Source organism: Bradyrhizobium sp. Kon56 (assembly GCF_055807635.1).
The window spans coordinates 1-12,697 of sequence record NZ_JBVVOU010000003.1 but is presented as its reverse complement, the minus strand read 5'-3'; the positions used below and the strand labels follow the sequence as shown (position 1 = coordinate 12,697).

The window sequence follows — 12,697 nt, the reverse complement described above, 5'->3', positions numbered from 1 at the left end:
TCTGACAGTGTTGGTCGTTGCTGCGATATCAATGCCACACGAACTGCCAGCAGAATTTCTATTTTGAACACCGCTGACACTGGGCTATTGAAATTTCCGGAAGGGGAGAAGGGGCAGCGGAGCAAGCCGTCCGGAATGCGGGGGAGTCCGGCGCAGCCCCCCTTGAGCCCCACCCCGATTCGTGCGACCTCCGCCCCCAGCAAAACCCTTCATTTCTGAGCCCTCTTATGCGCATTCTCCTGCTTGGTTCCGGCGGCCGCGAACATGCGCTGGCGTGGAAGATCGCGGCCTCTCCCCTGGTGACCAAATTCTGGTGCGCGCCGGGCAATGCCGGGATCGCGCGCGAGGCGGAATGCGTGGCGCTCGACGTCGCCGACCATGCCGCCGTGATCGACTTCTGCAAGGCGAATGCGGTCGAGCTCGTGGTGGTCGGCCCGGAGACGCCGCTGGCGGCCGGCATCGTCGATGACCTCACCGCCGCCGGCATCAAGGCGTTCGGGCCGAACAGGATCCCCGCCCAGCTCGAAAGCTCGAAGGGCTTCACCAAGGCGCTGTGCACCGAGTTCGGCATTCCGACCGGCGCCTACAAGCGCTTCACCAACGCCGCCGATGCGCGTGCCTACGTCCAGAGCCAGGGCGCGCCGATCGTGGTCAAGGCCGACGGTCTTGCCGCCGGCAAGGGCGTCGTCGTCGCCAAGTCGGTGCGCGAGGCGGAGGACGCCATCGCCATGATGTTCGAGGGCGGCTTTGGGGAGGCCGGCGCCGAGGTCGTGATCGAGGAGTTTCTGCCGGGCCGCGAGATCAGCTTCTTCGCGCTGTGCGACGGCGAGACCGCCATTCCGCTGGCGTCCGCGCAGGACCACAAGCGCGTGTTCGACCACGACGTCGGTCCGAACACCGGCGGCATGGGCGCGTATTCGCCGACGCCGCTGGTCACGCCGGCGATCCATGACGCGATCATGGCCAAAATCATTCTGCCGACGGTATCAGGCATGAAGCAGCGCGGCACGCCGTTTCGCGGCATCCTCTACGCCGGGATCATGTTGACGACGCAGGGCCCAAAGCTCTTCGAGTTCAACGTGCGCTTCGGTGATCCCGAGTGCCAGGTGCTGATGCTCAGGATGATGTCGGACATCGTGCCGGCCTTCCTCGCCGCCTGCGACGGGCAGCTGAAGAACTTTGACCTCCGCTGGCATCCGGAGGCCGCGCTCACGGTGGTGATGGCGGCGAAGGGCTATCCCGGCGACTATCAGAAAGGCACGCGGATCGAGGGGCTCGATGACGCCTCAGAGGTCGAGACCGCCGAGATCTTCCACGCCGGCACGGTCGAGAAGGACGGCGCCATCCTCGCCAATGGCGGCCGCGTGCTCAATGTCTGCGCGCTCGGCAAGACCGTGACGGAAGCGCAGGTGCGCGCCTACCAGGCCGTCGACCGCATCAATTGGCCGGAAGGCTTCTGCCGCCGCGACATCGGCTGGCAGGCCGTGGACGCCGAGAAGGCCAAGAGCTGACAGGCTTTTTTCGCACACGCGCGCAATTTCGCCCCGCCCGACGGCACTCCGAAATTATGTAGGCGGTTGTTGGACTTAGCTACTGTGCATGGGGTTGTTTTTCGACTTAATTACTGGGAGCGGATGAACCGCGCCTATGCGCTGAAGATCTATCACTGGACTTTTCTGGCGCAGCCCTATCCGCTGCCGGAGACGCTGGTCGCGAGCAATGGCGAGTTCTTCCTGCGCTTCAAGATGGCGAGCCAGACCAAATCGAAGACGCTCGATGCGATCGACAAGCGCGCGCTCGAACACTACATCGCCCCGTTCCGCGATCCCGCCCGCGTCCACGCGATGTGCGAGGATTATCGCGCCGGCGCCTATTTCGACTACGATCTCGACAAGGCCGATTTCGAGGCCGGCAAGAAGATCACCATTCCGATGCTGGCGCTGTGGGGCAATGCCGGCGTGGCGCAAGCCGCCGCCACCCCGCTCGACATCTGGAAGCAATGGGCGACGAACGTGGACGGCATGCCGGTGGATTCCGGCCACTTCCTCACCGAGGAAAATCCCGGCGTCACCGCGAAGGCGCTGCGCGAGTTCTTTGCCGCGCCTTAGCGCCGCTCGCGAAAGAAGTCCTTCAGCATCCGCGCCGACTCGCTTTCGCCGACCCCGGAATAGACATCCGGGACGTGATGGCAGGTCGGCGAGGTGAAGAACCGCACACCTGATTCAACCGCGCCGCCCTTGGGGTCGGCGGCGCCGTAATACAGGCGCCTCACCCTTGCAAACGAGATCGCGCCCGCACACATGGTGCACGGCTCCAGCGTCACGTAGAGGTCGCAGTCGACCAGACGCTCGCTGCCGATCTTTTTGGCCGCCTCGCGCAGCGCCACGATCTCGGCATGCGCCGTGGGGTCGTAGTCGGTCAGCGTCCGGTTCGCCGCGGTGGCGATGACCTCGTAATTGCGGACCACGACACATCCGATCGGAACTTCGCCCGCCTTTCCGGCGTTTTCGGCCGTTTTGAGCGCCAAATCCATGAAAGAGGGGGCTTTCAAGCCTCGTATCATCGCGAGAAACCTGCTAGTAGCTGCGCCTTCAGCAGAAGTGCTTGACCGAATTTGCCTGAGCATGCGGCTCGAGACGAGCGCGCACAATGCTTTCTGGCCATCCCCTGAGTGAGATTATTCATGCCTCGCGACAGCGACAAAGACAACGATTCCCGCGGCCGGCGTGATCGCGGCCCGGCCAAGGGAGGCCCGGCCAAGGGCCGGTCCGGCAAACCACGCGGGCCCGACAAGAAGTTCGCCAAGCGCGGCCCTCCCGGGGACAAAGGCGACGCCCGCCCGCCCCGCGGCGACCGCGACAGCCGTCCATCATTCCGCCGCCGCGAGGAGGGCGATGCCCCGCGCCGCGACTTCAGCGACCGCCCGAAGTTCAATCGCCAAGACCGGCCGCGTGAAGACCGGCCGCGCGGCGAGGATCGTGGCGAGCGCAGCTTCAAGCCGCGTGGCGATCGTCCCTTCAAGCCGCGTGAAGACCGTCCGTTTTCCGATCGTCCGTCGCGCGACGGCGAGAAGCGCCCGTTCAAGCCCCGTGGTGACCGCCCATTTTCTGATCGCCCCTCGCGCGATGGCGACAAGCGGCCGTTCAAGCCGCGCGGTGATCGCCCGTCCTATGGGCGTGATGACCGTCCGCCGCGCAGGGATCGCGACGATTCCCGTCCGGCCGGCCGAACCGGTGACGCGAAGTTTGGCGACAAGCGACCTTATGCGCCGCGTGGCGACCGTCCGGAACGCAAGTTCGACGGCGAGCGGAAGTTTTCGCGCGGCGCACCGGACCGCAATCGCAGCGAGCGCAGCGATTCAAAACCCTGGCAGAAGCGCGATGCGGCGCCTCGCGGCGACCGGCCGCCGCGCAAGGACTTCAGCAAGGGTCCGCGCAAGGATTTTGGCGGCAGCGACCGCGGTGGGGACAAGCCCTGGCAGAAGCGCGACGATCGGCATGGCGGTGGCGAAGACCGTCCGCGCTTTTCCCGTTCGCGCGACGATCGTCCATCGGGTGATCGTCCGTTCCGCGAGCGCCCCAAATTCGATCGTCCTAAATTCGATCGTCCACGCGATGATCGTCCGAGGTTCGATCGCGGCGGCGATCGCCCGAAATTCGATCGTCCGCGCGAGCGCTCCGAAGGCCGTTCCGACTGGCACGAGCATCCCCGCAGCGAAGCGCGTTCCGGCGATCGTCCACGCCGCGAAAACGAGGACGAGAGCAGGATCTTCGAGAAGCGTCCGGCCTTCGGCGGTCGCGGCGCCTATCGCGAGCGCGATCGTGATTCCGAGCGGCGGCCGCGCCGCGAGGAAGAGACCAAGCCGAAGAAGGCCGGCGAGCGTATCGCCAAGGTGCTGTCGCGCGCGGGCCTCGCCTCGCGCCGCGATGCCGAGGAGATGGTCACGCAGGGCCGCGTCAGCGTCAACGGCCGTGTCATCAATTCGCCGGCGCTCGACATCACCTCGAACGATGTCGTCACTGTCGACGGCAAGCCGTTGCCGGAGCGCGAGCGCACGCGGCTGTTCCTCTATCACAAGCCCCGCGGCCTCATGACGACGCATGACGATCCCGAGGGCCGTCCGACCGTGTTCGACAATCTGCCCGAAGGTCTGCCGCGGCTGATCAGCGTCGGCCGGCTCGACTTCAACACCGAGGGCCTGCTGCTGCTCACCAATGATGGCGGGCTCGCGCGCACGCTCGAGCTGCCGGACACCGGCTGGCTGCGCCGCTACCGTGTCCGCGCCCATGGCGACGTCACGCAGGCGCAGCTCGACGAGCTGAAGAACGGCATCGAGATCGAGGGCATCAAATACGGTCCGATCGACGCCACGCTGGAGCGTGACCAGGGCGCGAATGTCTGGCTGGTTTTCGCGATCCGCGAGGGCAAGAACCGCGAAGTGCGCAACGTCTGCGCTCATCTCGGGCTCGAGGTGAACCGGCTGATCCGGGTCTCCTACGGCCCGTTCCAGCTCGGCGAGGTCCCCGAGGGCCAGGTCGAGGAGATCAAGTCCCGCGTGCTGCGCGACCAGCTCGGCGAAAAGATCATCGAGAAATCGGGTGCGCAGTTCGACGTGCCGCAGAAATCTGCCTCGCATGAGGGCGACGACGTGCCGCGCGAGAAGAAGCCGGCGACCAAGCGCGGCGTGATCAACGACCGCAAGGGCCGCCGCGTGCTGGTGCAACGCACCGGCAGCGAGGAAGCGCGCGAGCGCAACGAGGCTGAGGCGAGCGGCTACGGCCCGCCGCGCCGTCCCAAGCGCGGCTATCACGGCAAGCGCGATCTGGCGCCGAAGGAGGACTGACGTTGCGCGTCGTCGGCGGTCGATTGAAGGGGCGCAATCTGGCCTCACCGTCCTCGCGCGACATCCGCCCCACGGCGGACCGCCTGCGTGAGTCCGTGTTCAACATCCTCGTGCACGCCTATGACGATCCGATTGCGGATGCGCGCGTGCTCGATCTCTTCGCCGGCACCGGTGCGCTGGGAATCGAAGCGTCTTCACGCGGCGCGAAGTTCACGCTGTTCGTCGACAACGGCGCGGAAGCGCGCGCCCTGCTGCGGAATAATGTCGAGACGCTGGGCCTGGGTGGCGTGACAAAAGTCTATCGCCGTGATGCCACCGATCTCGGGCCTGCGCATCCGGTCGAGCCGTTCTCGCTGGTGTTCCTCGATCCGCCCTATGGCAAAGGGTTTGCGGAGAAGGCGCTTGCGAGCTTGCGCGACGGGGGCTGGCTCACGCCGGGCGCGCTGCTCGTGGTGGAAGAGGCGAAGGCTGCGCAGTTCGTCACGCCGGAAGGCTTCGAGGAATTGGAGCGGCGCGCTTATGACGACACGGAGTTCGTGTTTTTGAAGCGGCCGTAATTTCGAACGTTACCGTCGCCCGAACAGCTTCTCGACATCCGACAGCTTCAGCTCGACATAGGTCGGCCGGCCGTGATTGCACTGGCCGGAGTTCGGGGTGTCCTCCATCTCGCGGAGCAGGGCATTCATCTCCTCCGGTCGCAGCCTGCGGCCGGCGCGCACCGAGCCGTGGCAGGCCATGGTGGCGGCGACGTGCATCAGGCGGCGCTCCAGAGGCAGCGCCTCGTCCCACTCGGCCATGTGCTCGGAAAGATCGCGCAACAGGCCGCCGGCGTTGGTCTTGCCGAGCAGCGACGGCGTCTCGCGCACCGCAACCGCGCCGGGGCCGAAGGATTCGATCGCAAGGCCGAACGACGCCAGCTCCTCGCTGCGCTCGAGCAGGCGCTCCACCGTGGCCTCGTCCATCTCGACGATCTCGGGGATCAGCAGGATCTGCCGCTGCACGCCGTTGGCCGCCAGCGAGGCCTTCAGCCGTTCATAGACGATGCGTTCATGCGCGGCGTGCTGGTCGACGATGATCAGGCCGTCGCGGGTCTGCGAGACGATATAGGTCTCGTGGATCTGGGTGCGCGCCGCGCCGAGCGGGCGGTCGACGAGATCGCCGACGGGCTGGCTCTCGATCCGCACGTCTGCACTGGGCGCGCCGACATCGAACGCAGCCTGCGCGCGCTCGGCGAAGGCGGGCGCGGCCGCACCATCGAATGACGGCATCGGCGCGACCGGGGCGGATGGCGACTGGCGCCAGTCCCAGCTTGCCGGGCGCGGCGTGAATGCGGGGCGGAACGAAGACAGCGCGCTTTCGCCGCTGTTGGCGGCCGTACGCCGGCCCTCCCGTGCAAGCCCGTCCTTCAATCCGTGCACGATCAGCGCGCGGACGAGGCCGGCGTTGCGAAACCGCACCTCGGTCTTGGCCGGATGCACGTTGGCGTCGACCTCGCGCGGATCGAGCGTGACGAACAGCGCCAGCACCGGATGACGGTCGCGCGGCAGATAGTCGGCATAGGCCCCGCGTACCGCCCCTAGGATCAGCTTGTCGCGCACCGGGCGGCCGTTGACGAACAGATATTGCCCGAGGGCGTTGGCCTTGGTCAGCGCGGGCGCTGCGGCATAGCCGGCGACGACCACGCCCTCGCGCTCGGCATGGACCTCGATGGCATGGCTGCGGAACTCCGCCCCCAGGATGTCGCCGAGGCGCGTCAGGCGACCGGCGACGCCGGGCAGCGCCGCAGCCCAGGTCACCGGGGCGCGCTCTTCGCCCGCCAGTGTGAAGGCGATTTCGGGCCGCGCCATCGCGAGGCGCCGCACCACCTCACGGATCGCTTCCGCCTCGGTCCGGTCGGTCTTCAAGAACTTCAGCCGCGCCGGCGTCGCGTAGAAGAGGTCGTTGACCTCGACCCGCGTGCCATGCGCGAGCGCGGCCGGCATGATCTCGGACTTCTCGCCGCCCTCGACGTTGAGCGCCCAAGCGTGCGGCTCGCTGGCATGCCGCGTGGTGATGGCGAGCCGCGCCACGGAGCCGATCGAGGGCAGCGCTTCGCCGCGGAATCCGAGCGTACGTATCTGCAGCAAGTCCTCATCGTCGAGCTTGGAGGTGGCGTGACGCTCGACCGCCAGTGACAGGTCCCTGGCGGTCATGCCGCCGCCGTCGTCGGTGATGCCGATCCGCCGGCGCCCGCCGCCATCGGTAAAGACGTCGATCCGGCTCGCGCCGGCGTCGATGGCGTTCTCGACCAGTTCCTTGACCACGCTCGCGGGACGTTCCACCACCTCGCCGGCGGCGATGCGGTTGACGACCTGTGCGGGCAATTGGCGGACGGGCATGAAACTCGATTTTCGGCTTTGATCTTGGGCTTCGATCTGGATTCGCGGAGAACGCCATTCTAGGCCGTGTTGCGTCAAAAGCATGTGTTGGGCAACAGGAACGTGGCGGGCTGGGGAAAAGGGCTATCTATCGCATTGATGGGATTGGACGTTCGAGAAAATCGCGCAACCGGGATGGATCGATCTCCGGCTGCCGTCCCGATTGTGGGGTACCGGGCTGCGGTGTAGCATCGCGAAAAAATGGCAACAGGACGGGAGGACGCCATGTGCCATCTCTTCGCGCATCAGCCCCAAGGCGACTACGAATCCCAGACCCGCTCGTTGCGGATCGGTGGGCATTGCACCTCGATCCGGCTGGAAATGGCATTCTGGGACACGCTGGAGGAGATCGCGGCCAAGGAGAACATGAGCGTCGGCAAGTTCCTGACGACGCTCTACACCGAGGTGCTCGACCATCACGGCGAGGTCAACAATTTCGCTTCGTTGCTGCGCTGCTCCTGCCTGATCTACCGCTCCAAGACGGCAGCGCCGGTGCAGGCGTTCAAGACGACGGTTGCGCCCATCCTCGATGCAGCGGAATAGCCCTGATGTCGTCCTGGCGAAGGCCAGGACCCATACCGCGGAATCCATCAGCGATGGGCGGTATGAGTCCCGAACAACAAGCCTTCGCCGAACTCCTTCCCGGGGCAATGGGTCCTGGCTTTCGCCAGGACGACGAACGAGATTGGATCAAATTTCCTTCTTCTGCATCGCACCCGCAATGTAATCCGCCTGCCGGATCGCCAGCGAGACGATGGTCAGCGTCGGATTGCAGGCTGCGCCGCTGGTGAACTGGCTGCCGTCGGAGACGAACAGGTTCTTGACGTCGTGGCTTTGCCCGAACTTGTTGACCACACCATCCCTGGGCTTCTCGCTCATCCGGTTGGTGCCGAGATTGTGCGTGCTCGGATAGGGCGGTGTCGGATAGCTCACGGTGGCGCCGACGGCGTCGTAGACCGCAGCGCCCTGCTTGTAGGCGTGCGCGCGCATCGCGAGATCGTTGGGATGATCGTCGAAGTGCACGCTTGCGACCGGCTGGCCGAACTTGTCCTTCACGACAGGATCGAGCGTGATGCGGTTGGTTTCCTGCGCCATGTCCTCGCCGACCAGCCACATCCCGGCCATCCTGGGATAACCGTCGAGCGCGGCGGTGAACGGACGTCCCCAGGCGCCGGGGTTGAGGAACGCCGCCATGAAGGGCAGTCCGAGCGACAGCGTCTCCATCTCGTAGCCGCCGACGAAGCCGCGCTTCGGATTGTTGGCGGCCTCGTCGCGGATGATGCCGGCCATGGTGGTGCCGCGATACATGTGCACCGACTTCTCGAACACGGCATAGACGCTACCGGTCATGTGGCGCATGTAATTGCGGCCGACCTGACCGCTTGAGTTGCCGAGGCCGGCGGGGAACATCGTGGATGCGCTGTTCAACAGCAGCCGTGGGCTTTCAATCGAATTGCCGGCGACCGCAACGATGCGTGCCTTCTGGCGCTGCATTGCACCGCTCTCGTCGGCGTAAACCACGCCGGTGACTTTGCCGGCGGCATCGTGCTCGATCTTGACCGCCATGCTGGCGGGGCGAACCTCGAGATTGCCGGTCGCCTCGCCCTTGGGTATCTCGGTGTAGAGCGTCGACCATTTCGCGCCGGACTTGCAGCCCTGGAAGCAGAAGCCGATCTGCTGACAGGCGCCGCGTCCGTCGCGCGGCTGGCTGTTGATCGCCATGTTGCCGGTGTGCACCGTCTTGTAGCCGAGCTTCTTTGCGCCGGCCTCCATCACTCTGAAGTTATTGTTGCCGGGAAGTCCGGGAATGCCGTTGGTGCGGGTCACGCCCATCTTGTTCTCGGCCTTGGCGTACCACGGCTCCATCTCCGCGAGCGTGACCGGCCAGTCCAGCAGGTTGGCGCCGGGAATGTTGCCGTAGGTGCTCTTCACCTTGAACTCGTGCTCGTCGAACCGCAGCGACGCGCCAGCCCAGTGTGTGGTCGAGCCGCCGACCGCCTTGACGATCCAGGCGGGAAGACCCGAGAAGTCTTTTGCGACGCGCCATGATCCCGATGTGGTGCGCGCATCGGTCCAGGCGAGCTGCGAGAAACTCTCCCACTCGTCATTGACGAAGTCCTGATTCTCGATGCGGGGACCTGCTTCGAGAATCACGACCTTGACGCCCTTCTGTGCGAGCTCGTTGCCCAGCGTGCCGCCGCCGGCACCGGAGCCGACGATCGCCACAACGCTGGAGTCGTTCAGATCGAATTTTGCCATATGCGTTCTCCTGAACCGTTGGGTGAGCCTTAAGCCTTCGGCAGCCAGTCGATGTCGGCGAAGCCGCGGTTGATGTAGCCGCCGTGTTCGGCGGAGGAGCCCTCGTAGCCGAACCGCGGCCAGACGTCTTTCTGGTTGTAGAGAGAGACGACGAGGTCGCCGCGCACCTTCTGGAAGAAGTCGCTCTGCTCGATCTCCTTCAAAAGCACCACGCGGTCGGCTTCCCAGGGCACTTCGACATAGGGCGCCTTGTGGCGATCACGCGCGTTCTGATCGAGCCTGGTGATGCCGTCGCTGATTAGCGCCTTGACGGCGGGGTCCTTGGCGGCCTTTCCGTCCCACGGCTTGATCGCGGTGATGTAGTAGCTGTCGCCGAGGACGTCGTGTGGATAGATATCGCGCGCGACTTTCAGCAGCGTCTTCATCGTCGCGGGCGAAAGCGCGCTTGCCTCGTCGGCCCAGGCGCCCTCGATGCTGACGGCGATGCTGGTCGCGACTGCCGCGACCGGCACGGCGGCCGCGGCGCCCTTGAGAAAGATGCGGCGGCTGTGCCTGCTTCGACGATCGACTTCTCTCATGGCATTCCTCCTTTGATTATTATGATTTTGATTTTGTGGTTCGATCAGTTGAAACGTCCGCCGCGCTGGATCACCTCGATCTTGTAGCCGTCGGGATCGCTGACGAAGAAGAAGCGCGCCAGCGTTTTGCCGTCGTGCTTGAAGTCGCGCAGCGGACCCGGTGCGAGCTTCTCACGCTCGAAGCGGGCATGTTCGGCATCGAGATCCTCGACCACCACGGCGAGATGTCCGTAGCCGTCGCCGAGCGCATACGACTCCTTGCGATCGAAATTGACCGTCAGCTCCAACTCGAAGGGTGAGGAGGTGTGACGCAGATAGATCAGGGCAAAGTCTGCGAACTTCAGACGGTCGGTGACTTCCAGGCCAAAGGCCCGTCTGTAGAAGTCGAGCGAGCGCGCCTCGTCGAGTGCGCGGATCATGGAATGGACCGGCTTTGCCACTCAGTTCTGCTCCTTAAGAAAGGCGATGATGGCGGCGCGCGTCTCCGGCTTCGCCTGCCGGTAGACCATGACCACGCCGGGAATCACGGCTTGCGGATTGGTCAGCCATGCGTCGAGCTTCGTCTCGTCCCAGGCGAAGGCTGCTTTTGCGAGGGGCTCTGAATAGTGAAAGCCTTCGACCTTGCCGGCGGGCCGCCCGACGATCCCGACAAGCGGCGGACCCTGCCGCACCGGTTCTGACAGGTTCGTGGTGTGGCACACCGCGCATTGCTGCTTGAACAGTGTTGCGCCATCCGGCGGCTTTGCAGCCGGCAAGGGCATCTGCGCCTCGGCCACCCGCACCACCAGCACCACCGCGGTGCACAATCCCAGCACGATCGCGCGCATCGTCAAAAGTCCGCCCGTCGACGTCAATTCAGCGTGCGCAAACTCTAGGCGCGGCAAAACATGCGGTGGTAGTAGCGGGCTGTTTCGCTGCGTGCGGAGGTGCACGCGGGTGCGTTGTTCCGCGCTGCCGTATATGCGGAGGACAATTCCGCGAAACCGCCGTCAAATCCCTAAACGATCACCAAACGAGACAGGTTGCATTGCGGTCGCGCCGTTCGAGATCGTAACGCGATGGACTGGTTCGGCTCAGACGGACGGCGCATCAAGCCGCCGAACCGATCATCGCGAAAATCCAGGAGAAATGGATGAAGTTGGTGAAGACCTCCGCAATCGCATGCGCCGTCTCGGCTCTCATTGTGACACCGGTTCTCGCGCAAGGTACGTCGTCTGGCGCGAGGCCTAGCGGCACCGTGCAAAGCAAACCCATGCAAGGCAGCACAATGGGCAGCGGCGACGAGGAGATGAGCGCCCAGCCGGGCGCGGCGGGCGAGACGACGGGCATGAAGCCGACGAAGGGCACCAGGGGCACGGTTGGCACCACGGGCAGTGCTGCACACAAAGGGACCGCCGACGATTCCGCGACGGGCGGTGCAGCCACGGGCAAGCGCTACTAGCCAATGGAGTGAGACGGCAGAACTCCGGTCGCCCTGCGGCCGGAGTTCTTTTGCAGTCTCTGCTAGTCGTCGAAACCGCGCCCGCGCTTCGACTTGATGTCGCTGCGGTGTTTCTTGCCCTCGAGCCGGCGCTGCTTGGAGCCAAAGGTCGGCTTTGTCGCGCGCCGGGGCTTCGGCCGGATCATGGCTTCGCCGAGCATTTCCGTAAGGCGGTCGATGGCGTCCTGGCGGTTGCGCTCCTGGGTGCGGAAGCGTTGGGCCTGGATCACGATGACGCCGTCCTTTGTCATGCGCTGCCCTGCGAGCCGGGCGAGGCGCAGCGCGGCATCCTCCGGAAGCGTCAGCTTCCGGGTGTCGAAGCGCAATTGCGCCGAGGTCGCGACCTTGTTGACGTTCTGCCCGCCCGGGCCGGAGGCGCGGACAAAGCCGATCTCGATGTCGTCCTCGTCGATGACGAGATCGCGGGATATCCGCAGCATGGTGGCACCACTCGTGATGCCCGGACATATCCCGGACGCCCAAGTTCGGCAATGGCGCCCTGAAATGCAAATGGCCGGGCGAGCGCGGCCATTCACGAAGCCTACGGAAGACGTCAGTTCGACTTCGTCGCCGGTGCGGCTGCCGGTTGCGCCGCGGCCTGCGGGGCGCGGCCGACGACGACGGTCAGAAGGCCTTGGCCCCAGAGGCGCCTTGCGGCCGCCTTGGCGTCGTCCATGGTGACCGCATCGACGACGGCGTTGCGCTTCTCGATATAGTCGATCGGCAGCTTGTCCTGTTGATATTGCAGCAGCGCCTGCGCGAGCTTCGAGGAGGTGTCGAGCGCCAGCATCTGCGAGCCTTTGAGGTAGGACTTGGCCTCGTCGAGCTCCTTCTGCGTCGGGCCTTCCTCGGCGATCCGGCGCACCTCCTTGTCGATGGCGTCGATGGTGTCGCCGGCACGGTCGGCGCGGGTGCCGGTATTGCCGATGAAAACCGCCGAATGCTCCATCCAAAGCAGCGATTCGAACACCGAATAGGCGAGCCCGCGCTTCTCGCGCACCTCGCGATAGAGCCGCGAGGACAACCCGCCGCCGCCGAGGATGTGGTTGACGACATAGGCCGCCATGAAGTTCGGATCGCTGCGCTTCACCCCGGGACCGCCGAAGGTGATCACGGTCTG

13 protein-coding genes and 1 pseudogene are annotated in these 12,697 nt (G+C 65.3%); 6 read left to right on the top strand and 8 right to left on the bottom strand.

The features are described from left to right. The first annotated feature begins 227 nt into the window (after positions 1-227). Both purD and AC0L3B_RS05670 read left to right on the top strand, forming a co-directional pair. A complete protein-coding gene (gene purD, locus AC0L3B_RS05675; RefSeq protein ID WP_473380139.1) occupies positions 228-1,511 on the top strand; it encodes a phosphoribosylamine--glycine ligase in 1,284 nt (427 codons plus the stop codon). A 108-nt stretch (positions 1,512-1,619) separates the two neighbouring features. After that, positions 1,620-2,108, top strand: a pseudogene (locus tag AC0L3B_RS05670) (alpha/beta fold hydrolase); the annotation flags it as partial. On the opposite strand, the gene AC0L3B_RS05665 reads toward AC0L3B_RS05670, so the two are convergent. Continuing rightward, a complete protein-coding gene (locus AC0L3B_RS05665; RefSeq protein ID WP_039798664.1) occupies positions 2,105-2,563 on the bottom strand; it encodes a nucleoside deaminase in 459 nt (152 codons plus the stop codon). The pseudogene AC0L3B_RS05670 and the gene AC0L3B_RS05665 sit on opposite strands and share 4 nt — an antisense overlap. Positions 2,564-2,683: 120 nt before the next feature. On the opposite strand from AC0L3B_RS05665, the gene AC0L3B_RS05660 reads away from it, so the two are divergent. Then, a complete protein-coding gene (locus tag AC0L3B_RS05660; RefSeq protein WP_166517539.1) occupies positions 2,684-4,843 on the top strand; it encodes a pseudouridine synthase in 2,160 nt (719 codons plus the stop codon). A 2-nt stretch (positions 4,844-4,845) separates the two neighbouring features. Further along, complete coding sequence (gene rsmD / locus AC0L3B_RS05655; RefSeq protein ID WP_018453470.1) at positions 4,846-5,400, top strand: 16S rRNA (guanine(966)-N(2))-methyltransferase RsmD; 555 nt, start codon at positions 4,846-4,848, stop codon at positions 5,398-5,400. Positions 5,401-5,409: 9 nt separating this feature from the next. Here the strand turns inward: rsmD and mutL are convergent, their stop codons facing one another. After that, on the bottom strand, positions 5,410-7,221 hold the full coding sequence (mutL, locus tag AC0L3B_RS05650; RefSeq protein ID WP_473380138.1) for a DNA mismatch repair endonuclease MutL: 1,812 nt from the start codon (positions 7,219-7,221) through the stop codon (positions 5,410-5,412). Positions 7,222-7,485: 264 nt separating this feature from the next. Here mutL and AC0L3B_RS05645 point away from each other — a divergent pair, with 264 nt between their 5' ends. Beyond that, positions 7,486-7,803, top strand: coding sequence for a ribbon-helix-helix domain-containing protein (locus AC0L3B_RS05645; protein ID WP_018453472.1), 318 nt, complete (start codon positions 7,486-7,488; stop codon positions 7,801-7,803). Positions 7,804-7,950: 147 nt separating this feature from the next. Here AC0L3B_RS05645 and AC0L3B_RS05640 read toward each other — a convergent pair whose 3' ends face one another. The 4 genes from AC0L3B_RS05640 to AC0L3B_RS05625 are packed head-to-tail and all read right to left on the bottom strand — an operon-like array spanning position 7,951 to position 10,924. Beyond that, positions 7,951-9,519: a GMC family oxidoreductase gene (locus AC0L3B_RS05640; RefSeq protein ID WP_473380137.1), complete on the bottom strand. Its 1,569-nt coding sequence runs from the start codon at positions 9,517-9,519 to the stop codon at positions 7,951-7,953. A gap of 29 nt (positions 9,520-9,548) precedes the next feature. Beyond that, entirely contained in the window at positions 9,549-10,097 is a 549-nt protein-coding gene (locus tag AC0L3B_RS05635) for a gluconate 2-dehydrogenase subunit 3 family protein (RefSeq protein ID WP_204512381.1), read from the bottom strand. Between the two features lie 44 nt (positions 10,098-10,141). Next, positions 10,142-10,537: a VOC family protein gene (locus AC0L3B_RS05630; protein ID WP_473380136.1), complete on the bottom strand. Its 396-nt coding sequence runs from the start codon at positions 10,535-10,537 to the stop codon at positions 10,142-10,144. Next, a complete protein-coding gene (locus AC0L3B_RS05625; RefSeq protein WP_018453476.1) occupies positions 10,538-10,924 on the bottom strand; it encodes a c-type cytochrome in 387 nt (128 codons plus the stop codon). 425 nt (positions 10,925-11,349) lie between these two features. Here AC0L3B_RS05625 and AC0L3B_RS05620 point away from each other — a divergent pair, with 425 nt between their 5' ends. Further along, positions 11,350-11,538 carry a hypothetical protein gene (locus AC0L3B_RS05620; protein WP_240544164.1) on the top strand — a complete coding sequence of 63 codons (189 nt, stop codon included), beginning with the start codon at positions 11,350-11,352 and terminating at the stop codon, positions 11,536-11,538. Between the two features lie 62 nt (positions 11,539-11,600). On the opposite strand, the gene arfB is transcribed toward AC0L3B_RS05620, so the two are convergent. Further along, positions 11,601-12,017 carry an alternative ribosome rescue aminoacyl-tRNA hydrolase ArfB gene (gene arfB, locus AC0L3B_RS05615; protein ID WP_018453479.1) on the bottom strand — a complete coding sequence of 139 codons (417 nt, stop codon included), beginning with the start codon at positions 12,015-12,017 and terminating at the stop codon, positions 11,601-11,603. Positions 12,018-12,130: 113 nt separating this feature from the next. Continuing rightward, the coding region (locus AC0L3B_RS05610; RefSeq protein ID WP_473380135.1) for a M16 family metallopeptidase at positions 12,131-12,697 on the bottom strand (567 nt) is incomplete at its 5' end.

What these genes read in the sequence shown, in the direction of transcription:
- purD (WP_473380139.1), top strand. Translation starts at nt 228, where the DNA reads ATGCGCATTCTCCTGCTTGGTTCCGGCGGCCGCGAACATGCGCTGGCG.
- AC0L3B_RS05665 (WP_039798664.1), bottom strand. Translation starts at nt 2,563, where the DNA reads ATGATACGAGGCTTGAAAGCCCCCTCTTTCATGGATTTGGCGCTCAAA.
- AC0L3B_RS05660 (WP_166517539.1), top strand. Translation starts at nt 2,684, where the DNA reads ATGCCTCGCGACAGCGACAAAGACAACGATTCCCGCGGCCGGCGTGAT.
- mutL (WP_473380138.1), bottom strand. Translation starts at nt 7,221, where the DNA reads ATGCCCGTCCGCCAATTGCCCGCACAGGTCGTCAACCGCATCGCCGCC.
- AC0L3B_RS05645 (WP_018453472.1), top strand. Translation starts at nt 7,486, where the DNA reads ATGTGCCATCTCTTCGCGCATCAGCCCCAAGGCGACTACGAATCCCAG.
- AC0L3B_RS05640 (WP_473380137.1), bottom strand. Translation starts at nt 9,519, where the DNA reads ATGGCAAAATTCGATCTGAACGACTCCAGCGTTGTGGCGATCGTCGGC.
- AC0L3B_RS05635 (WP_204512381.1), bottom strand. Translation starts at nt 10,097, where the DNA reads ATGAGAGAAGTCGATCGTCGAAGCAGGCACAGCCGCCGCATCTTTCTC.
- AC0L3B_RS05625 (WP_018453476.1), bottom strand. Translation starts at nt 10,924, where the DNA reads ATGCGCGCGATCGTGCTGGGATTGTGCACCGCGGTGGTGCTGGTGGTG.
- AC0L3B_RS05620 (WP_240544164.1), top strand. Translation starts at nt 11,350, where the DNA reads ATGCAAGGCAGCACAATGGGCAGCGGCGACGAGGAGATGAGCGCCCAG.
- arfB (WP_018453479.1), bottom strand. Translation starts at nt 12,017, where the DNA reads ATGCTGCGGATATCCCGCGATCTCGTCATCGACGAGGACGACATCGAG.